18 protein-coding genes and 1 pseudogene are annotated in these 21891 nt (G+C 42.8%); 11 read left to right on the plus strand and 8 right to left on the minus strand.

Features of this window, described 5'->3' with window-relative positions; genetic code table 11:
• Positions 1–20 precede the first annotated feature (20 nt).
• From F885_RS0120170 to F885_RS08310, 3 genes and pseudogenes are all read left to right on the plus strand, one after another.
• Positions 21–851, plus strand: a pseudogene (locus tag F885_RS0120170) (AraC family ligand binding domain-containing protein).
• 77 nt (positions 852–928) lie between these two features.
• Complete coding sequence (locus F885_RS08315; RefSeq protein ID WP_032859502.1) at positions 929–1642, plus strand: AzlC family ABC transporter permease; 714 nt, start codon at positions 929–931, stop codon at positions 1640–1642.
• Positions 1639–1956, plus strand: coding sequence for an AzlD domain-containing protein (locus F885_RS08310; protein WP_005317589.1), 318 nt, complete (start codon positions 1639–1641; stop codon positions 1954–1956). Before F885_RS08315 ends, F885_RS08310 begins: the two co-directional genes overlap by 4 nt.
• Before the next feature lie 49 nt (positions 1957–2005).
• Here F885_RS08310 and F885_RS08305 read toward each other — a convergent pair whose 3' ends face one another.
• Entirely contained in the window at positions 2006–2761 is a 756-nt protein-coding gene (locus F885_RS08305) for an SDR family oxidoreductase (protein ID WP_005317592.1), read from the minus strand.
• Positions 2762–2867: 106 nt separating this feature from the next.
• Here F885_RS08305 and F885_RS08300 point away from each other — a divergent pair, with 106 nt between their 5' ends.
• Positions 2868–3752: a LysR family transcriptional regulator gene (locus F885_RS08300; RefSeq protein WP_005317594.1), complete on the plus strand. Its 885-nt coding sequence runs from the start codon at positions 2868–2870 to the stop codon at positions 3750–3752.
• A 90-nt stretch (positions 3753–3842) separates the two neighbouring features.
• On the opposite strand, the gene F885_RS08295 is transcribed toward F885_RS08300, so the two are convergent.
• Positions 3843–5150, minus strand: coding sequence for a CitMHS family transporter (locus F885_RS08295; RefSeq protein ID WP_005317596.1), 1308 nt, complete (start codon positions 5148–5150; stop codon positions 3843–3845).
• Positions 5151–5534: 384 nt separating this feature from the next.
• On the opposite strand from F885_RS08295, the gene F885_RS08290 reads away from it, so the two are divergent.
• Positions 5535–6299 carry an HD domain-containing protein gene (locus F885_RS08290; protein WP_005317597.1) on the plus strand — a complete coding sequence of 255 codons (765 nt, stop codon included), beginning with the start codon at positions 5535–5537 and terminating at the stop codon, positions 6297–6299.
• Positions 6300–6363: 64 nt separating this feature from the next.
• On the opposite strand, the gene F885_RS08285 is transcribed toward F885_RS08290, so the two are convergent.
• Together F885_RS08285 and F885_RS08280 are read right to left on the minus strand one after the other, a co-directional pair.
• Positions 6364–7656, minus strand: coding sequence for an MFS transporter (locus F885_RS08285; RefSeq protein ID WP_004803848.1), 1293 nt, complete (start codon positions 7654–7656; stop codon positions 6364–6366).
• 493 nt (positions 7657–8149) lie between these two features.
• Positions 8150–8536, minus strand: a complete 387-nt coding sequence (locus tag F885_RS08280) for a MerR family DNA-binding protein (RefSeq protein WP_004803851.1) — start codon at positions 8534–8536, stop codon at positions 8150–8152.
• Positions 8537–8641: 105 nt separating this feature from the next.
• On the opposite strand from F885_RS08280, the gene F885_RS08275 reads away from it, so the two are divergent.
• Positions 8642–9739, plus strand: coding sequence for an SDR family NAD(P)-dependent oxidoreductase (locus F885_RS08275; protein ID WP_005317600.1), 1098 nt, complete (start codon positions 8642–8644; stop codon positions 9737–9739).
• A gap of 66 nt (positions 9740–9805) precedes the next feature.
• On the opposite strand, the gene F885_RS08270 is transcribed toward F885_RS08275, so the two are convergent.
• Both F885_RS08270 and F885_RS08265 read right to left on the minus strand, forming a co-directional pair.
• Entirely contained in the window at positions 9806–10693 is an 888-nt protein-coding gene (locus F885_RS08270) for an SDR family NAD(P)-dependent oxidoreductase (RefSeq protein WP_005317602.1), read from the minus strand.
• A gap of 249 nt (positions 10694–10942) precedes the next feature.
• Positions 10943–12220, minus strand: coding sequence for an O-acetylhomoserine aminocarboxypropyltransferase/cysteine synthase family protein (locus F885_RS08265; RefSeq protein WP_005185598.1), 1278 nt, complete (start codon positions 12218–12220; stop codon positions 10943–10945).
• Between the two features lie 298 nt (positions 12221–12518).
• Here F885_RS08265 and ettA point away from each other — a divergent pair, with 298 nt between their 5' ends.
• The gene (gene ettA / locus F885_RS08260; protein WP_005317605.1) at positions 12519–14180 is read left to right on the plus strand and encodes an energy-dependent translational throttle protein EttA; all 1662 of its coding nucleotides are present in this window, start codon (positions 12519–12521) and stop codon (positions 14178–14180) included.
• Positions 14181–14225: 45 nt separating this feature from the next.
• On the opposite strand, the gene F885_RS08255 is transcribed toward ettA, so the two are convergent.
• Together F885_RS08255 and F885_RS08250 are read right to left on the minus strand one after the other, a co-directional pair.
• Entirely contained in the window at positions 14226–14603 is a 378-nt protein-coding gene (locus tag F885_RS08255; protein WP_005317608.1) for a tetratricopeptide repeat protein, read from the minus strand.
• 172 nt (positions 14604–14775) lie between these two features.
• Complete coding sequence (locus F885_RS08250; RefSeq protein ID WP_032859453.1) at positions 14776–15462, minus strand: YidX family protein; 687 nt, start codon at positions 15460–15462, stop codon at positions 14776–14778.
• 153 nt (positions 15463–15615) lie between these two features.
• Between F885_RS08250 and F885_RS08245 the strand changes: the two genes are divergently transcribed.
• From F885_RS08245 to F885_RS08230, 4 genes are read left to right on the plus strand one after another with little or no spacing between them, the layout of a single operon-like run.
• On the plus strand, positions 15616–16011 hold the full coding sequence (locus F885_RS08245) for a cation efflux protein, CzcI-like (RefSeq protein ID WP_212749837.1): 396 nt from the start codon (positions 15616–15618) through the stop codon (positions 16009–16011).
• A gap of 54 nt (positions 16012–16065) precedes the next feature.
• Entirely contained in the window at positions 16066–17484 is a 1419-nt protein-coding gene (locus F885_RS08240; protein ID WP_005317618.1) for a TolC family protein, read from the plus strand.
• The gene (locus F885_RS08235; protein ID WP_004803870.1) at positions 17484–18710 is read left to right on the plus strand and encodes an efflux RND transporter periplasmic adaptor subunit; all 1227 of its coding nucleotides are present in this window, start codon (positions 17484–17486) and stop codon (positions 18708–18710) included. The genes F885_RS08240 and F885_RS08235 overlap by 1 nt, the downstream gene beginning before the upstream one ends.
• Positions 18700–21867 carry an efflux RND transporter permease subunit gene (locus F885_RS08230; protein WP_005317620.1) on the plus strand — a complete coding sequence of 1056 codons (3168 nt, stop codon included), beginning with the start codon at positions 18700–18702 and terminating at the stop codon, positions 21865–21867. Before F885_RS08235 ends, F885_RS08230 begins: the two co-directional genes overlap by 11 nt.
• The last annotated feature ends 24 nt before the right edge of the window (positions 21868–21891 follow it).

Here is a 21891-nt window from a genome sequence, read left to right on the forward strand (position 1 = left end):
AAACTTCAAAGGAGGTCGTGATGTCGCGAAGACCTCGTGAACAAGTCGATTACTTACATCTAGAAGAACTAGGTGGTCTAGAAATGCTGAAAGCAAGTTACTATCAGCAGGAATTCTCACGGCATGTTCATGAAGGATTTTGTATCGGCGTGATCGAAGAGGGAGCACAACGTTTCTATCGCACAGGGGGCAATCATGTTGCACCACAGGGCGATATTATTTTGGTTAATGCCGATGAGGTCCATACCGGATCTTCTGCTGTAGAAACGGGATGGCGCTATCGCGCCATCTATCCAACCCCAGAAGTATTTCATGAATTGACACGAGATCTCACGTCTATACATGGCACAGCACCGTGGTTTAGAGAGGCAGTATTGCATGATGAAGGGTTGGCGCAGCAATTCCGCCTGTTATTCGATTTATTGGAACAACCGCATAACACTTTATTAAAACAGACCTTGTTTCTTTCGACCATTGCCTGGTTGGTATCGAAATATAGTTAGGTGAAACCGCAGATTACTGATCTGAGTAATGCCAAGCAACGTATCCTCAATATCAAAGAGCTGATGGCGAGTATGCCTGAGCAAGAGTTTTCATTGGCTACACTTGCAGAAATGGCTAATCTCAGCCAATGGCATTTCTTACGCCAATTTAAAAAACACGTCGGGCTATCACCGCATGCATGGTTGGTACAGGCTCGGTTGCAAAAATCACAAAAACTGTTAAGACAGGGGCTGCTGTTATCTGAAGTTTCACAACAATGTGGTTTTTCGGATCAGAGTCATTTTAGTCGTCATTTTCGTCAGACATTTGGTATTACCCCTGGTGGTTATATTTCTTATCTCAAATAAAACAGCAATTTTATACAATTCTCTCTTATCAATTTTTGGCATAGTGATAGGGTCTTTTATGAGCAATTGTGATTTTGATGTTAAGTGAAAGCATAACCGATGATAGGCCAATGACGGTATCACGGGCATTTCTCAATGGGGTGATTAAAATACTACCGCTGTGTTTTGCAGTATTGCCGTGGGGGCTATTGGCAGGCTCGATGGCGATTCAGGCTGGGCTGAGTACTGCACAAGCGATTGGTATGTCGGCTTTGGTGTTTGCAGGTGCAGCGCAGTTGATGACCTTAGGTTTAGTAATGGCAGGAACGCCTGCATTGACCATCATTATTTCAGTCTTCCTGATCACCACACAGCATTATCTATATGCCCTGTACCTGCGTGAAGATATTTCCAAACAACCTTTAAAACATCGCTTGCTATTGGGCTTTTTGCTGACTGATGAATTATTTGCGGTAAGTATTAAAAAGCAACAACACTATATTTACTATTTATTGGGTGCAGGAAGCTGTTTTTATCTGTGTTGGGTCTTGTTTAGCGTTTGTGGCGTGCTGCTTGCCTCATCGGTGCCGAATCTTGATCAATATCATTTGGACTTTTCTATTGTTGCGACTTTTATCGCCATCGTGATTCCGTTTATTAAAAACATAAATACGTTGGTCGGTGTGTTGGTATCTGTGCTGTTGACCTTAGTTTTTCTGAGTCTAGGGATTAAAAGTGCCGCGATCTTGGCAGGGGTAATCGGGATGCTAACCGCGACGTGTTTACAGAATTTACGGGAGCGTGTGGCATGACTTGGTTCCTTTTGATTATTCTTGCTTTAGTGGTGTTTATGAACCGCTATATTTTGCTAGAACCGAATATTCCGTTGCGCTTACCGAAATGGTTTCAACAATCTTTACAGTATTCTGCCCCATGTTTATTGACTGCGATTGCAACGCCGATCGTGTTTATGGATGAGCAGGGCGCATTCCGTTCGACGTTATTGAATCCGTATTTTTTGGCCACGATTTTAACTGTCATCATTGCGTATAAGGTGAAACATACCTTATTGACCATTATCCTGAGTTTGGCCTGTTTCTATGCTTTGGTGTTTTTCTTACCTTAATGGGTTTGGGCATTGCGCTTGAATGCCCAAACCGTTGTTAGTATCCGACTTAACGGGTGGTATAACCACCATTGGCAAAAATGGTTTGTCCAGTAATCCACCAGCCATCTGTCACCAAGAAGCGAATCAAAGGTTCAATATCTTCGATCTTGGTTAAGCCACCTAAAGCAGATGCTGATTTATGATAGGCCACGGCTTCTGGTGCTTCCTGACCGTAGAAAAATGGCGTATCCATCGGGCCTGGTGCGACCGCAGTAACGGAGATGCCACGTTGACCAAACTCTTTGGATGCGGCACGGGTATAATGCTCGACGGGTGCTTTTAAGCCTTCATAGGTTGAATAAAGTCCCGTATACGCTGCAAGTAAACTGGTTACGATAGTGCAGATCTTTCCATTGTCATTCAGATGGCGACCTGCCGATTGAATAAAGAAATAGGCAATTTTATTGTTGATGTCATTCATGCCATCAAACTCTTGTTCGGTGGTGTCTAAATATGGTTTTTTCAGCACACGGCCTACGGTATTAATCGCAATATCGACGCCACCAAAGTTTTCTTTAGCAGTGATAAACAACTGCTCAATAGTTTGAATATCGGATAAATCAGCTTGTACCAACGCTGCTTTTGCTCCGAGTGCCTGTACGTCTTTTAAGGTTTGTTCGGCATCGGCTTGAGTGGCAGCGCTGTTGTAATGAATCAGTAAATTTGCACCTTGTTCAGCAAACTTGCGTGAAATTAAACCGCCTAAGTTTTTTGCGCCGCCTGTGATCAGTACGGTTTTTCCATTTAAATGATGTTGTGACATGTATTTGTCCTGATGTTGTTTTGCATAAAAAACATACTAATTGAATTTATTTGTTTGAAATAGTTGTTAGTATTGAACTGATTGTGCAAAAAAGTTGAACAATAAAATGGATAAGATTGATCGTTTAAGAATCTTTTGTTTGGTGGCAGAGAAGCAGTCTTTTGCACAAGCTGCAGTACAATTGGGTTTGCCGCGTTCCAATGTGACTTATGCGATTCAAACACTGGAAAGAGAGTATGAGGTATTACTGTTTTATCGCACCACGCGTAAAGTGGCTTTAACCCATGAAGGGAGTTTATTTTACGATGAAGCCATGCGTTTGGTGGCACAGTTAAAAGAGCTGAATCGTTTTAAAACCCATGTGCGTAGTCAGGAAGGGAAGATCAGCATTGGTATGCCGAAACGCTTAGCTACACAAGTTTTGATTCCTCATCTATCTGAATTTTATCAACGTTACCCCAAAGTAAAAGTGTTGGTGAATGGCAGTGATGTTTTTTCTAATTTGATTGAGCAACAGCTGGATTGTGTGGTACGTGTCGGACAAGTTCAGGATGAATATCTGCTGATTCGTCCTATTAGCCAAACCGAAATATGGACTGTGGCAGCACCGCAATATTTGGCAGAGTTTGGCGAACCTCAACGTTTTGAAGAACTACAACAGCACTTCGCCGTGGATTACCATGTCGCTAAACATTATCGAGAGTGGAGTGAGCTTTTATTCCAAGCGCATCGAGTCAAAATGCCTTATCGTTTATTGGTTGAGAATACTGAGGCCTATATTCAGGCAGGTTTAGCAGGCATTGGCATGATTCAAATTCCTAAATTTGATGCAGCGCCTTATGTACAGCAAGGACAGTTACAGCAATTATTTACCGATATTCCAAGTTTACAGTTACCTGTCAGTCTATTGTTAACCGACCGCCAATATCGTCCTAAATATTTTCAGGATTTTATTGACTGGTTAGATGAGTTGTTAAAAACCAAACTGTAATCGGAAAGCGGATGCGCGATTTAGGTGGGTGATGAAGTATGCAGGCAATAAAAAAGCATACCTGAGTATGCTTTTTTATTTTGGTAAGGATTAATAAAGACCAAGTAAGAAGCCAGCGCCTAAGGTAAAGAAGCTGAATAACCAGATCCAGCCAAATGAATAGCGCAAATGGCGTCCCATATCGGTGCCTGTCAGTCCAACTGCAAGCCAAGTTGCTGGCGAGAATGGGCTTACAAAGGTTCCTGCATTGTTGCCAATCGCCATGGCGTACACGACCGAATCAGCATTCACCCCAGCGGTAGCGGTAACTTCTTGCACAATCGGTAATAGCGCAAAGTAATAGGCATCGGTACTGGTAAAGATGTCCATTGGTACACCCAAAATTCCCACCAGAATATGCAAACTCCCGATCCATGTACTTGGTAGGATTTTAATGAGATCTAGGGCAATCGATTGCAACATACCTGACTCAGACAAGATTCCGAGGAAGGCACCTGCCGCAAAAATAATGGCAACCATGCTTAGAGCTTGTGGTGCATGACGGCCAATGACTTCAATTTGTGTTTTCGGCTGCGGGAAGTTGACGATCAAGACCAAGGCAAGGGCAATCATAAACACATAAGGTGCAGAGAACAGACCAAAAGCTAAACAAATAATGGCAGCAACGATCAGACCGAGGTTAAACCATAGATTCTTTGGTTTGGCATCTTCCTGAACATCTTCGGCCAGGTCTTTGGCCATGCAGTCTTGTTCAAAAGGCGTGGTACCGAGAGCTTGTGCTGCGAGAATACGTTTTTTCTCACGTAAACCCATAAATACGGCAAACACCATCATCCCTGCAACACCCACCACTTGAACGGGAATCAGACTATGCCAGAGTGTGGCAGCATCTAAACCTGTCGCAGCTGAAGCACGTCCCAAAGGTCCGCCCCATGGCACCATATTCATTACGCCCATACTGCCTGCCATGAGTAATAGCATCAGATAGGGACTCATGCCCAATTTACGGTAAAGTGGTAATAAGGCTGGAATAATAATTAAAAAAGTGGCAGCGCCTGAACCATCTAAATGCACAATCGCAGCAATCAGGGTGGTCATCACAGCAACGATCACGACATTGCCACGGGTCATTTGCACCATGCGTTTAATCATGGGGTCAAAGACATGTAATTCTTTTAAAATGCTAAAAAACAAAATGGCGAATAAAAACATGGTCGCCACTTTGGTCACTTTGGCTAGACCGGCTTCAAAGAAACCAGAAATCTCGCTAATCGAAAAACCAGCAATGAGCGCGCCAATAAGAGGAACAATCGACATCGCAACAATTGGACTGGTTTTACCAGACATCAGTAGCGCAACAATTGTCACAATAATTAGAATACCTATCAGCGTCAGCATTATTTACTCCCTAAAGTTGTAACCTCTTGACATAAAAAAGTGTTAAAAATACACCAAAAATAAAAATTAAAGCGCCGACCATTATGCATAAAAACTTAATTGGTTCTTAAGATTAAGGATAAAAACTAAACAAACAGGCCGAGAAACGAGCATTTTGTTTAATTTTTCTGGAAAATTTGTCATAGAAAAATGATGGTTTTAATGAAAAGTAGCCAAATTTAGAGCGATAACAGAAGATGGCAGCGGTAGATTTAATCACCAACGTTCTAAAAAATACTGTGCTGAGAACAATCAAAATGAAATGACTTGATTTTGACTTCGGTCGTTTTTTGCAGTACAACATAAATTAGAGCAATTACTCTAATTTTTAAAAAAGAGGTGAAAATGCAAATTGGTCGACACGCTTGGATGGCGCAGACTTCAGGGGATTTATCCTTAAAAGATCGTATGCTGCTGTTGCACCATAGCCTTTTTCCTGTGTTAAAACAGAGTATAAAAATGTACAGTTTGGCGAATCACAACAGACCGACTGTTCAACATGAATTGTGTCTGGATGATCTTATCTTGCCTGATAGCGTAGATGTGCAACGGGCTTTAGAGGAGATGCAGTCCTGTAGCTCAACGTCTCTGCAAAATCATTGTCTTCGTACATGGTGTTATGCCATTGCTTTTGCCAAGATGCAAAACATGCAACGTGATGATGAATTATTAGCAGTTGCCTGCTTATTGCATGATTTAGGGATGACTGAACAACATTATCAGCATCATCAACATTGTCGTTGTTTTGCAGGACAGGGCGCTTATGCTGCAAGAGATTGGTCGCTCGAACAAGGTTGGCTAGTCCCTCGTGCAGATCAACTGTTTGATGTGATCAGTATGCATATGAATCCTTATGTTGGACGCGATGAGGGGATAGAAGCGCATTTGCTGCAGCAAGCGGCCAGTTGTGACGTCATCGGCAGCCGTGGTTTTGAGTTTTCAGAACAGTTTAGACAGCAATTACAGCAAAGATACCCTCGTCTTGATTTTAATCAGATCATGATTAAATTTACCCAACAGGAAGCACAGCAACGTCCTCGATCTCGTACTGCCATGCTAGTGCAGAGTGGCTTTAAGCAGCTTGTGAATTTCAATCCTTATGTGCAATAACGCTCAAAATAAAAAAACCACCTTTGCTTTTACAAAAGTGGTTTAGATTTCGGGCACAATTTATTTAGTGATCATGTTCCAGATATTCAGGCTTTTTCGGTAAGGCCCAACTACACATGAAACAGATTAATAGCATGATAATGACATAGACAAAGAAGGTATTTTCAATGCCTGCATCTTTAAATAATAACGCCACTGAAGGTGCAGAACCCCCAAATAAGGCATTACCCACTGCATAAGAGAAACCTACACCTAATGCACGGACATGCGGCGGGAACATTTCAGCTTTGACCAAACCACTGATCGAGGTATAGAAACTCAGCAACATCATCAAGAAAATCAGTAACAGGGTGATGATGACAGGGGAGTCAGCAAAGCTGCGCATACCGGTGACCATGACCGGATAAATAAAGATGGCGCTGAGTAAACTGAATGCCAACATGGAAGCACGACGGCCAATGCGATCTGACAACATACCAAATAAAGGTTGCGCCAACATAAAGACAAATAGCGCCGTGGTCATGATAAAGCCAACGGTTTTGCCATCCATACCAATATTGGTGAGGTAGGTTTTTGAATAAACCGTCACTACATAAAAGGTCAGTGAACCCGCAGAGGTATAGCCGACAACCAGTAAGAACGTTTTCCAATGCTGTTTAAGCAAGGCGATTAAGCTACCCGATTCTTCACGTTCAGCATCTTCATGTGACAAGGTTTCTTCTAAACGACTACGGGCGAACAAAGATAATAATGCAGCAATACCGCCGATGACGAAAGGAATACGCCAGCCACCATCATTCAATTGCTGTTCAGTCATAAACCCGAGCAAGATCACCCCGAGTAAACTGGCAAGTAACTGACCACCTGAAAGCGTGACGTACTGGAATGATGCAAAGAAGCCTCGTTGCCCTTTTAAGCCGAGTTCACTCATATAGGTTGCAACAGCACCATACTCGCCACCGACGGAGAGGCCTTGCAGTAAACGTACCATGAGCAGTAAAAAGGGTGCCCACATCCCGACTTGATCATAAGTCGGTAAGGCTGCGAACAGGAATGAACTGAGTGCCATTAAGCAAATTGAAATGACCATTGATTGTTTGCGGCCTTGGCGGTCAGCAATACGTCCGAATAGCCAACTGCCGATTGGGCGCATGAAAAAGCTGGCGCCAAACACCCCCCAAACATAAATGGCTTTGGTGGTTGGATCCATATCTGGAGCGGTCAATGCATGGGTAAAATAGGCAGCAAAAACGGCATAAATATAGAAATCGAACCACTCAACTAAATTCCCTGATGCCGCACCGACGATACCTTTGATACGACTTCTTTTTTCTTCCTTGCTATATGTCTGACTCATATATGTTCCTTTTCAACCAAGCAAGATTCTGTAACTGAATCTTTACAGAATGTTATATACCGCTAAAGAAGCATGAAAATGACACTATTTTGTATGCTTTTTATGAATGTATTTTTAGATAGGGAGAATAAGGCTGGTTTTTTAGCTAAATCATTGACAGATAAAGAATGTCAGAATGGTCAATATTGAAAATTTAATGTTTTTAAAAGCAATTAATTGAGCTGTATCAGGAGACAATCTAGGAACAAGAACAGGCTAATTTTATGTAAATGGATTGTAATGAAGGCATTTTAGGATTTTCATCTTTTTATTTTCAATTCAAGACATGGAGTGCTTGTCTTAAAAGGTGAGCGTGGCAATCGCATTGGAAATAAGTGATTCAGAAAATATGCTAGAAACAAAATTAATAGACGTTACTGATGATTAATGCAGCAAGGCTGTGGATAAGTTTTAGTTTATACACATGGGCGGTTGCGGTCATTCTAGAAAGTTTTTAAAGCAATTGGTTGAGGTCTGGAATCGGACAATCTTTTCTCAATGGACACGCTTCACCTTGAGTAAATCGACTTAACATCGTTCTGATTTGATGAAGCTGTGCAATCTTCTCATCTATCAAATCTAACTTGTCTTGGAAAATGCTTTGTACTTGTGGGGCAGGGATTTCATCTTGGGCTGTCATCGCTAAAATCTGCTTAATTTCATTGAGTGAGAATCCAAGATTTTTTGCGGTACGAATCAGTTGTAACTGTTGTAGGGTTTGTTCTGAATAATCTTTATAGCCATTATTACAGGTGATGGACTGGATCAACTGCATTTTTTCATAAAAGCGAATGGTATCCCGACTTAAATCCGTCTGTTTTGCCAATTGTCCAATTAACATGGCGATCATCCTTATTATTCTTGAAGATGTCTAAAAAATGACTTGACCATTGAGTGTACTCCATCCTTTAGCTTATGCCTACATTCAATCAAAAGAGCATATGAGATGGCGCATAACAACTTAAAAACTCAGCAAGATCAACAAGTCGCATTGGTCGCAGGTGCGACAGGATTTATTGGCCGTTATTTAATTTTAGAATTATTAAAACAAGGACATAGGGTTTTTGCCATAGTCCGGAATCAAGCTAAACAACAACCCGTACTCACAAATTGGCTCAGTCAAAAAGGTGTGTCCTTGAATCAATTGAGCTTTATTCAAGGTGATGTGACACAGGCTAAGCTTGCCATCAGCGAGCAAGATTGGAAAAAACTAAGCGCAGTGGATACTTTATATAATAGTAGTGCGTTGTTTGCGTGGAACCTGAGTATGCAACAAGCGCGGGCCGTAAATGTTGAGGGTGCATTGAATTTATTGACTTGTGTTCAGCAACATTGTGCTTTGAAGCGCGCAGTACATGTTTCGGGTTATATGTTGACGATCACGAGTCATTTAGAGCAGGCTGGGATTTGTCTTGAACAACCTGAGCGTACCCAATGGCAATCTGTGTATCAGCATCTGGGGGCTTATGAAGCATCGAAGATAGAAGCGCATTTTGCATGGATACGACGTGCACAGCAGCTATCCGTAGATTGGATCATCATTCATCCTGCAACAGTTGTTGGCGATGATGTATCTGGTGAAATTCCCACGAATCAGCCAATCGCACAAATGATTGATTTGCTCAAACGGAGAAAAATGAGTGCCATCCCTGCAACAGCTCAGCATTATCTACCTTTAATCCGTGTCGATGACCTATGTCGGATAATGGTCAGTGCTTCTGTGGATATGGCTTTGTCGAATCAAGTGATGTTGGCTGTGAGTGAAAACAATCTGGCTTTGCATCAACTCACTCAAATGATTGCAGATCAACTACAGGTAAGTGCACCAACTAGACATGTACCAGTTGGACTGCTAAGGCTTATTTTAAAGTGGCAATGGTTGGCAAATAAATTAGAGATGTCTACGGAAATGCTGAGTTTTCTAAGAACAGAACAGCTGGATCGAGAACGATTGACGCAGTTTCAACAGCGTTGGCAGATTTCGACGGGAAATTTAGAAGCAGCGATCCGTAAAACTACCGACTGGATCAATCAAGCTAGTTAGAGCTTCCTTCAAATAAAAAACAGCCAATCAAAAGATTGGCTGTTTTTCTGAATTTAGCTAAAAAGATTACCAGTGTTCGCCTGGGAACAAGCGCGCATAAGCACGTTGAATCAGATTTAACTTCTCTTGCTCACCGACAGACGCGGTAGAGCTTGGGAACAAGTTGAAACCAATCGACATTAAAATGTTGTTAATGTCTGGTGCAATGGCATAAGTAATCGAAGCAAGGCGACCTAAATTGGTCGCGATCTTTTTTGGACGCTTCACGATTGCATAAGCAATTAAATCAGCTGCTTCTTCAGGTGAAAGTGTTGGTACATATTTATAGATCTTGGTCGGTGCGATCATTGGTGTACGCACCAAAGGCATATAGATAGAGGTAATCGCAATCTTGTGTGAATGCACTTCGGCAGACAAACAACGGCTAAATGCATCCAACGCAGCTTTAGATGCCACATAAGCTGAGAAGCGTGTTGCATTGGCAAGTACACCAATCGAGCTGATGTTGATGATCTGGCCATCTTTACGTTGCATCATGTGCGGTAAAATATTCAGGACTAAACGTACTGCACCGAAGTAATTTAACTGCATGGTACGTTCAAAGTCATGAAAACGATCCACGGATTCATGTACTGCACGACGGATTGAACGTCCTGCGTTATTCACAAGAATATCAATGTGATCCACTGCTGCTAAGATTTCTTTTGAAACTGCATCAATAGATTCCATATCATTGAGATCACATGGAAATACGGTCGCTTTTCCACCTTCAGCCTCGATCTCAGCTTTGACCTCATCTAACTTCTCTTTGGTACGAGCGAGCAATAAGACATGGGCACCTGCTTGAGCAAGGTATTTTGAAACCGTTAAACCAATACCACTTGATGCTCCAGTGACAATGATTGTTTTACCGTCGACTTTTTGCTGAAAAAGTTTTTTGAGTTTTGCATTCATGTAAGTTACCTACATTAATCACGCTGTTGTTTGCAATGCCTTCTTATTACGATTAAACACTGCACTTTATTTTGGTGTAATATTAACCGATATTTTTTGTTTGTCTAGTGTAAATATTTGAAAAATAATGTCTTTTTTAGAGTAAAAGCTCTAAAACAAGGTCTTGTAATAGTTGAAAAAGCAATAAAAATTTTGTGATTTCGCACAAAAAATAAGCCCCTATTCAGGGGCTTATTGATTTCATTCAAATTAAACTTGTGCAAGGGCCTGTTCGAGGTCGGCAATCAGGTCATCGACATGCTCAATCCCTATAGATAAACGCACTAAGTCTTCACTGACGCCTGCTGATTTGAGCTCTTCTGCATTGAGTTGGCGGTGGGTTGTCGTCGCTGGATGGCAAGCTAGACTTTTGGCATCTCCGATATTTACCAGACGGGTAAACAGCTGTAATGCATCAATAAAGCGGGTGCCGCCTGCCAGACCATCCTGAACACCGAAAGAAAGGATTGCGGAAGGTTTACCTTTCACATACTTTTGTGCCAAATGGTGCTGTGGATGGTCTTTTAGACCAGCATAATTTACCCACTTCACTTTTGCATGTTGTTTTAAATATTCGGCAATTTTGATGGCATTTTCGGTATGACGTTCCATCCGCAGATTTAAGGTTTCCAGACCTTGTAGGATTAAGAATACGCTTAATGGACTAATTGCCGCACCGGTATTACGTAATGGCACCACGCGCGCACGCGCAATAAAAGCGGCTTCACCCAATACTTCGACATAATTCACGCCATGATAGCTTGGGTCAGGTGTATTTAAAGCTTTAAAGCGTTCAGGATATTTGCCCCAAGGAAACTTGCCGCTATCGACAATCACGCCACCAATACTGTTACCGTGTCCGCCGATATATTTGGTCAGAGAATGCACAACAATATCCGCACCAAATTCAAATGGCTTTAATAAGGCAGGTGTCGCTACGGTATTATCAACAATAACAGGCACGCCATACTCATGGGCAATCTTGGCAATCGCTTCAAGGTCGATAATATTGCCAAGGGGATTACCAATCGATTCAACAAAGACCAGTTTAGTCTTTTCATCAATAATCTGACGCAATGCTTCAGGATTTTGATAATCGAAGAAGCGGACTTCAATGCCTTGCTTTGGCAGTGTGTGAGCAAATAAATTATAAGTCCCACCATATAAGGTAGACACTGACGCGATATTGTCACCTGCTTCGGCAATGGTTTGAATCGCGTAAGTGATTGCAGCCATACCAGAAGCTAAAGCCAATGCCCCAATACCACCTTCGAGAGCAGCTATACGCTGTTCAAGTACGGCCGTGGTTGGATTCATAATACGGGTATAGATATTTCCTTGAACTTTAAGATCAAATAAATCTGCCCCATGTTGCGTATTATCAAAGGCATATGAGGTGGTTTGATAAATCGGCACCGCCACTGCTTTGGTGGTTGCTTCTGGTGAATACCCCGCATGAATGGCTAAAGTTTCATCTTTATAAGTCATAATTACATCATCTACGTGTGTTAAATATTGATCGAGTCTAGCGTATATTTTATCCAAAATGGTGCATAATTTTTGCGCTTGATAGTGATTTTAATGATATAGCGAGTCTTTATCGGTCGTAATTGTTTTTGAAAATGACGAAATAATTCAAACCTGTAATGTCTTGCAAAAGAAAATTCTTTGATCCAGACAAACAAATGTCATCTTAACTTCAAGTCAATTGGATTTTCAGCGTATAATACGCCGATTATTTTATTCGCTATTTTGCGATGTATTCGTTTTTCTTGAGGAGTCCTGCGTGGCCCAATATATTTATACGATGAATCGAGTGTCGAAAATGGTTCCGCCGAAGCGCGAAATCTTAAAAGACATCTCTTTATCATTTTTCCCAGGCGCAAAAATTGGTGTGCTTGGTTTGAACGGTGCTGGTAAGTCAACCTTACTCCGTATTATGGCTGGCGTAGATAAAGATTTCTCAGGTGAAGCTCGTGCACAACCAGGAATCAAGATCGGCTACTTAGAACAAGAACCGCCACTCGATCCAACCAAAGACGTTCGTGGTAACGTTGAAGATGGCGTACGTGAAGCACTTGATGCTTTAGCTCGTCTTGATCAAGTTTTCGCTGAATATGCTGAGCCTGATGCAGATTTTGATGCGCTTGCAAAAGAGCAGGAAAAATTAGAATCAATCATCCATGCTTGGGATGCGCATAACCTGAATAACCAGCTTGAAATTGCTGCTGATGCATTGAATCTTCCAGCTTGGGATGCAGATGTATCATTGCTTTCAGGTGGTGAGCGCCGTCGTGTTGCATTATGTCGTTTATTGCTTTCTAAGCCAGATATGTTGCTTCTTGACGAACCGACGAACCATTTAGATGCTGAATCAGTATCTTGGTTAGAGCGTTTCTTGAAAGACTTCCCAGGCACAATCGTTGCGATTACGCATGACCGTTATTTCTTAGATAACGTCGCTGAGTGGATTCTTGAACTTGACCGTGGCATGGGTATTCCTTATCAAGGTAACTATTCTTCTTGGTTAGAACAAAAGAATGCGCGTTTAGAGCAAGAAAACAAGCAAGAAGAATCTTTTGCCAAGGCATTGAAAAAAGAACTGGAATGGGTTCGTTCAAATGCCAAAGGTCAGCAAAAGAAAAACAAAGCGCGTATGGAGCGTTTTGAAGAACTTAACTCACGTGAGTTCCAACAACGTAACGAAACTTCTGAAATTTATATTCCACCTGGTCCGCGCCTAGGAAATAAAGTTGTAGAAGTTGAAGGGATCAGCAAATCATTTGATGGTCGTCTGCTTTATAAAGACTTAACCTTTACAATACCACCAACTGCGATTGTTGGTATTGTCGGTCCGAACGGTGCGGGTAAAACCACGCTATTCCGTATGATGACTGGCGAACAGCAACCAGATACGGGTACTGTGACTTTAGGTGAGTCAGTTAAAGTGGCTTACGTGGGTCAGATCCGTGATACTTTGGATAATAATAAAACCGTTTGGGAAGAAGTTTCTGGCGGTTTGGATATCCTGAGAATCGGCGAATACGAAATTGCATCGCGTGCTTATATTGGTCGCTTTAACTTTAAAGGCCAAGATCAGCAAAAACGTGTAGGCGAATTATCAGGTGGTGAGCGTAACCGTTTACAACTTGCGAAAATCTTACAGTTGGGTGCAAACGTTATCTTACTGGATGAGCCATCAAACGACTTGGATATCGAAACTTTACGTGCACTTGAGGATGCAATTCTTGTATTCCCAGGTACAGTTATGGTGGTATCGCATGACCGTTGGTTCCTTGACCGTATTGCAACGCATATCTTGTCATTTGAAAATGAACAGCCTGAGTTCTACGAAGGTAACTATGCTGAATATGAAGCATACCGTCAGTCACGTTTAGGTGATGCGGCAGCAACAAAACGTTCTAAATATAAAAAGATTACAGGTTAATTCCTGTAAATCAAAAAACCAGCTTTCGAGCTGGTTTTTTTATGCTTAAGAAAAAGCCAATTCGCTGAATGCTGTATATAAATAGGCTTTCGCTTCAGGATGTCCTAAGTTGGCCGCACGTTCTAGCCAATATTGTGCTTTGCTGTAATTTTTATCTAAACCGAGTTCTCCATGCAAATAGCTTTCACCTAGTTTAAAAGCCGCATCTGCATTACCACGCAGGGCCGCACGCAGGAAATACCAAACCGCATTACGGTCATTGGCTGAAATAAAGAGGTGGCTATCTTGTTCGTGTTCAAGGTGTGCCAATGTTTGAAAAAACTCGGCTTTATGAATTTCTCGTTCAGACTCAGAGATGATGTTCTGTTGAACCAAACCAGAACAATAGGAATGCAACCGCTGTTTGATACTTGCAATATTCATCATGCAACTCCTTGAGCTAAGTTTTTCATTATTATGTTTTTAATATATGTTTTTTCTTTGCAGCTATTGTTCTATTTGTGTATTCCATAGCAGGGAGAAATGCTATAAAAAATAAGCCAATACCTGATTGTTTAGGTCATTGGCTTATTGAGGTGTACCCATTTATTTGTGTCTATTTATTAAAATCACCTCGTAGATCAGACCACATCAGCAGTGGTGTAACAGTGATCACATCGAAGACCATTGCCAAAGGATAGAGCACCATACGGGTTGCGCGTTTGACTGGATGTTTGGTGGTGATGGTGGTCTCTTGTTGTAAGGTAATTGGATAGGGCTGTGCCAATTTTTGTTGGATTTTTTGCTGATCGAGTGCTTGATACAGCTGCCCTTTAAAAAACACATTGATATAAGGATAAGGCGCAGTTTCTTGATTTTGAATCAAGTCAAAATTTTGCCTAAAACCCAAGGATTTCAATAATTCTTTTTGCTTTGGATTGAGATCCACCATACGGGTGTGATAGCGAATTTGTAATACGCCACGAAAATGATTCGGGTCATCCATGGTCAGTACCAGTGGGCTAGAATGACTAAAGCTGCGTTGCTCGGCTGGAATGGCATGCAAAAGCTTTAGGAGTTCAGTACTACCATCGGTCATTAAGTAATTGAAATCTTTTCCAATAAAGATCAGGCCTTGGCTTTTTTCATTTTGAATGGCTTGTCCAAGCGCCAGAATCTGATCGGTTTTCAGTGTGGTGGTTTGAACCTGTGAGCTTTCATTGGGTAAGGCTGTGGAAAGTAGGCTGGTTGCGCATCCGCTTAATGCCATGGCTAAGATCCAAAGAGAGAAGATTTTATACATAAAATACCCGTAACAGAGAACATTATTATCATGAATGAGAATCAAAAAACGTTTTAAATCAGTGAGAAATTGACTGAAAATTGTTTTGTAATTTTATTACATTGGCATAGCCTGCTATAGTGCCTTTATGCAATTTACTGTAAGGGTGTGCTGTTGCAACGCTCAACTGTTTTCGTGACCGTCTTGCTGAGTTTGTTCATGTTCCAAAGTTTCTGGAATGTGGCGGCAGCATTTTGCGCGCATGAGAGGGTCAGTGAATACAGTACATTGAATCATTTTGGGCATCATGTTGCTGAAAAGACACACAGTTCTGAACAAGGTGCTGTCTTTGATAAAGTCGCAGCAGATTTACCGATGCCTTTAAGCTTGCAAGATCATCATGACCATCTGCCATCTTGTTTTCATGTGGTGGTGGCTGAAGTTCAGCAACGTGTAAATGAACCGATGTTGCACAGTCAGGACGTAGAACAAAAATATTACTGGTCCAACTTCTATCAGTCTCCACATCTTTCAGGGCTAAATCCGCCGCCTTTATCAACCCCGCTATAGGTGGGGTAGCCGAAAAATAGCCCACCGCATTCTTATTACTTTGCGGGGCTTTATATGTCTTCTAGTTTAAATCAGCGTATTCATGCAGTTGAGCAGCATACGCGAAAAAATCGTACTCAATTGTCATTGAAGTGGTCAGTGTTGGCACTAGCCTTAAGCACTGCTATTTTGAGTCCATCCATTGCCGCAGAATCTTTACTTGATGCAAATCAGCCTGCAACCAAGGCTGCACAACGTAATCTGAATTTTGAGCAAATCTTGCAGGATGTGAAACAATATCAGGCAGGCACAGGGGTGTGGCAAACGCAGCAAGGAATCGCTGAGGCCAATGTGAAACAAGCGGGGTTATGGTCGAATCCAAGTATTTCTATTCAGCAAACCGACTTTAGGTCAGGCAAAGACAAAGAGTTGGAATTTGGTGTTTCACAAAAATTAGACATTTTTGGTCAACGTCGTGCTGCGGTTAAGCTTGCCGATGTACAAGCATCTCAAGTGGGCCTTAATCAGGAACTCTACAATGCGCAACTTGAGTTAGCAGTTAAATATCTGTGGTCGCAAGTCGTGGTGCTAGAGCTGGAACATGATGTGGTTCAGGCACAGTTAAAAACCAGTCAGGACACTTTGGATGCAACGCGCTTAAGACTCAAAGCGGGCAGCATTGCGCAGGTCGATTTAGATCGTACATTGATGGCGCATATTGAAAATCAACGGTTGTTTCAACAAACCGAGCTCTCTTTAGCCACTGCAAAGCGTCAATTGGCAAATCTGTGGGGCAGTACCGATAACCGCTTCTCTACTCAGGCAAGCAATGTCTGGCCACAACAAAATGATTTGCAAGATTATTTGCAGAACAATTTATTTGAGCGTGCTATTCAACTCGATATCGTGCGTCAAAAAGCCAATATCGATTATTTAAAAGTATCCAACCGACCAAATCCAACCGTCAATTTAGGCATGGTGCAAAGTAAAAGCGCAGAAACCAATTCGACCGATAACAAGTTCCGAGTGGGCATCGATATCCCGTTGAATATTTTCAATCGTCAACAGTATTCATTGCGAATTGCCAATGCCAAACAAGATTTACTGGTCAAACAGCAACAGTTTTACAAACAGCAAAACTTGAATGCGATTCAGACCTTAACAGCAGAGTTGGCGGGATTGAAACAACAGTTCGATCTCGTCAATCAACGACAAATTCCATTGTCTGAAACGGTACAAGAGAAAATGTTGCTCGGTTTCAAAGTCGGTAAATATGCCATTACCGATGTGCAGCAAGCCACCATGCAATTGCAGGATCAACGTTTAAATAAAGTGCAGTTACTTAAGAGTGCATGGCAAAAGCAAATTGATGCAGAAAGTTTAGCACTGGGAATTGAGCCGAGTATGGTGAGTTCAAGTGATGCCTTAAATCAGATTAATCAAACCCTCTGGAAAGATACCAATAACCTTCCCGCTGTAGTAGGAGCAGAATAATGTCGACAAATAAATCTAAAAAGCAGTGGTTTTGGGTCATTCTGGTTATCGCCGTTGGCTTAGTCCTGAGCGCGTTATTATTTTTCACTGGCAAGAACAAAGCCAGCGGTGATGCAGCAGCTGATAGTCATGGCGAAGGTGAGGAAGGACATACAGAAGGTGAGGCTGGGCAGGCTGAAAGTGAGGAAGGTAGCTTAAATCTCAGCCCAAAACAGATGACTGAATATGGGGTTAAGCTGGCTCAGGTTGGTGTGGGTGAAGTCGGACAGCAATTTGCTTACCCAGCAAAACTGGTGACCAATACCGATCAGCAAGCGCATGTTTCAGCAACCTTTGCCGGACGTGTGGAAAGTGTTAATGCGGTACTTGGCCAACAAGTCAAGAAAGGGCAAGTTTTAGCCACTCTATTTATCCCTGATCTGGTAGATCAGCAGGCTAATTTAAGTATTGCACAAGAAGCTTTAACGCTTGCACAGCAAGATTATCAACGTGAAAAACAACTTTGGGAACAAGGGGTTTCTGCACGTCAGGATTATCAACGTGCCTACAATGCCTATCGTCAGGCACAGATTCAGGTACAAGCTGCACGTAGCCGGTTATCTGCCTTGGGTGCATCTAGTGGTAGTCAGGGTCGCTATGTCTTGACTGCACCTTTAAGCGGTGTGGTGAGTCTGAAAGATATTGTGGTGGGAGAGCAAATTACCGCAGATAAGCAGTTATTTGTGATTGATCAGCTGGATCAACTCTGGATTGAGTTTATTTTACCAAGCGTCAATAACATCAATGTCCAACCGGATCAGCAGATTGAGTTTAAGTCGCTGCAAACCAATAATAGCTTTAAAGCACAAATCCAGACTTTGACCACAGCAGCAGATACGCAGACAGGTCGTTTGCAGGTGCGTGCTAAAGTGTTAACTCCAGCCAAAGAACTTCGACCTAATTTGATGGTAAACGTGTTATTAGATGGCACGGACAAGAAGCCTGTGCTTCGTGTTGCCAAAGGGGCGATTCAGCAGATCGAGGGTAAAGCCACGGTTTTTGTCGCTAAGCAAGAGAAAGACCAAATGCATTTCACTCCAACACCTGTACAACTAGGTAATTACTCAAGTGATGGGCAGTGGGTGGAAATCCAATCGGGTCTGACTGAAAAGCAACAATATGTCAGTCAAGGCAGTTTCCTTTTGAAATCTGAGATCGAGAAGGGAGAGGCTGAGCATGGACACTAAAGATAAGTTGCAGCTTCCTCCCGCGGAAGGCCTGTTTGATCGGATTATTCAGTTTTCAATCCGCAATGCGATTTGGGTCATGCTGTTTGTGGTGGCATGGATCGGGGTCGGTATTTATAGCTACCAAAAACTGTCGATTGATGCCGTACCTGACATTACCAACGTGCAGGTGCAGATTAACAGTCAGGCGGGAGGATTCACTGCCCCTGAGGTTGAACAACGGATTACTTATCCGATTGAAAATGCCATGTCGGGTATTCCGAACTTGGAACAAACCCGTTCCATCTCCCGTTACGGCTTGTCCCAAGTCACGGTGATCTTTAAAGATGGTACCGATATCTATTGGGCGCGTCAGCTGATTAACCAGCGCTTACAGGAAGCCAAGAGTGCTTTGCCTGATGATATTGATCCACAAATGTCACCGATTTCAACTGGTCTAGGCGAGATCTATCAATGGGTGATCAAAGCTGAACCGAATGCCAAAAAGGCCGATGGTACGCCTTATCAGGCCATGGACCTGCGTGAAATTCAGGACTGGATTGTTCGTCCTCAATTACAACGTGTGCCGGGTGTTGCTGAAATCAATACCATTGGGGGATATAACAAGACCTATGTGGTTTCTCCAGACCTGAAACGTTTGCAACAACTGCAAATTCCCTTAACCGATTTGCAAACTGTACTCACTGAAAATAATGAAAACCGCGGTGCGGGTTTTATTGAAGAAAATGGACAACAGCTGACGGTACGTATTCCGGGGATGTTGAAAACCGTACAAGACATTGAGAATGTCACGGTCAGCACCAAGAATGGTTTGCCGATCCGTGTTGCCGATGTTGCAACAGTTTCGATTGGACATGATCTGAGAACAGGGGGTGCCACCTATAACGGTGAAGAAACCGTACTGGGTATCGCGATGATGATGATGGGTGAGAACAGTAAATCCATCGCTCAAGCACTCGACAGCAAAATGCAGGAAATCAAACGTTCATTACCTGAAGGGGTGGTGGTCGAAACGGTATATAACCGCAGTAACTTGGTTGATAAAGCCATTAAGACGGTGGCGAAAAACCTGATCGAAGGTGCAATCTTGGTGATTGTGATCCTGTTTGTGTTCTTAGGTAACTTCCGTGCGGCATTGATTACTGCCTGTATTATTCCCTTATCCATGCTGTTTACCCTGACAGGGATGGCGGAGCAAAAAATCAGTGCCAACCTGATGAGTTTAGGCGCATTGGACTTCGGGATTATCGTCGATGGTGCGGTGGTGATTGTCGAAAACTGTATCCGACGGCTGGCAGAGGCTCAACACCATAAAGGTCGACTCCTGACCCGTTCTGAACGTTTTACCGAAGTCTTCTTGGCGGCAAAACAGGCAAGACGTCCGCTGATTTTTGGACAAATCATCATTATGGTGGTGTATTTGCCAATCTTTGCACTGGCAGGTGTAGAAGCGAAAATGTTCCATCCAATGGCAATGACCGTGGTCTTGGCATTGATCGGCGCCATTATTTTATCAGTGACTTTTGTTCCTGCTGCGGTGGCTTTATTTGTCACGGGTGAGGTAAAAGAAAAAGAAAGCCGTTGGATGGCGGCATTAAAAAGCGGTTATAAATCCTTGCTGGATAAAGCCTATGCTTTCCGCTATGTGGTGGTGGCGGGTGCAGTGACTATTTTGATACTCACAGCTGCGATTGGTTCGCGTGTCGGTAGTGAGTTTGCGCCACAACTGAGTGAAGGTGACTTTGCGTTACAGTTGATGCGTGCACCAAGTACCGGAATTGAAGAGTCACTGAAGATTCAGGAAAGTGTTGAGAAGCAATTACTCGCAGAGTTTCCTGAGATCAAAGCAATCTTTGCACGTACGGGTACAGCCGAAGTGGCAACGGATGTGATGCCGCCTAATATTTCTGATGCAATCGTTTTGTTAAAGCCGCGTGATCAATGGCCCGATAAATCGGAAACCATCGACGAGCTTCGGACCAAAATGTTGGCCTATGTGGAGAAAATTCCAGGTAACAACAGTGAGTTTTCTCAGCCAATTGAATTACGTTTCAACGAACTGATTTCAGGTGTACGTAGTGATATTGGGGTGAAAATTTTTGGTGATGATATGCAGGTATTGAACCAAGAAGCAGAAAAAGTTGCTCAAACCTTGAGAACCATCACAGGTTCGAGTGAAGTGAAGGTTGAGCAAACTGATGGTTTACCTTTACTTAATGTTGATATCGACCATGCATTGGCTGCGCAATACGGTTTATCAGTGAAATCCATTCAGGATTTGGTTGCTGCAAGTATTGGTGGGCAAAGTGTTGGGCAGATATTACAGGGTGACCGTCGTTTTGATTTCGTGGTGCGTTTGGATGATGGGATGCGTACGCCGCAGCAATTGGCGATGTTACCGATTCAACTGCCGAATGGTGGTTTGATCAAACTGCAAGACGTGGCAAAAGTGGAGAACATTTTAGGCTTGGCACAAGTCAGCCGTGAAAATGGCAAGCGCCGTGTTGTGGTCACCACCAACGTACGCGATCGTGATTTGGGTTCATTTGTGGGTGAGATGCAGCAAAAATTATCTCAGCAAAAATTACCAAGCGGTTATTGGCTTGGTTATGGCGGTCAGTTTGAAAATCTGGCCTCGGCAAAAGCCAGAATGCAGATTGTGGTGCCATTGGCGTTGCTGATGATCTTTGTTCTGTTGATGGCGGTGTTTAATAACTTTAAAGAAAGCTTGCTGGTGTTTAGTGGCGTACCATTTGCCCTATCGGGCGGTTTGGTGGCGCTGTGGCTACGCGATATTCCCTTGTCGATGTCGGCAGGTGTCGGTTTTATTGCGCTCTCTGGTGTCGCCGTGCTGAATGGTCTGGTGATGCTGAGCTTTATTAAAGAGTTACGAGAGCAATATGATGTTCATTACGCTACTTGGCATGGTGCGGTATTACGCTTACGCCCTGTCTTGATGACTGCTTTTGTCGCATCGCTTGGCTTTATCCCGATGGCAATTGCCACAGGTACGGGTGCAGAAGTTCAGCGCCCACTGGCAACCGTGGTGATTGGCGGGATTATTTCATCCACCTTGCTGACCCTGCTGATTTTGCCCGTGGTGTATCGTTGGATGAATGAAGCCAAACAGAGCAAACGTCAGGAAAGTGCAATTTAATCTGTTTATGCTATCTTCTTAATG

It is taken from the genome of Acinetobacter higginsii (assembly GCF_000369845.1).
GTDB classification, from domain to species: domain Bacteria; phylum Pseudomonadota; class Gammaproteobacteria; order Pseudomonadales; family Moraxellaceae; genus Acinetobacter; species Acinetobacter higginsii.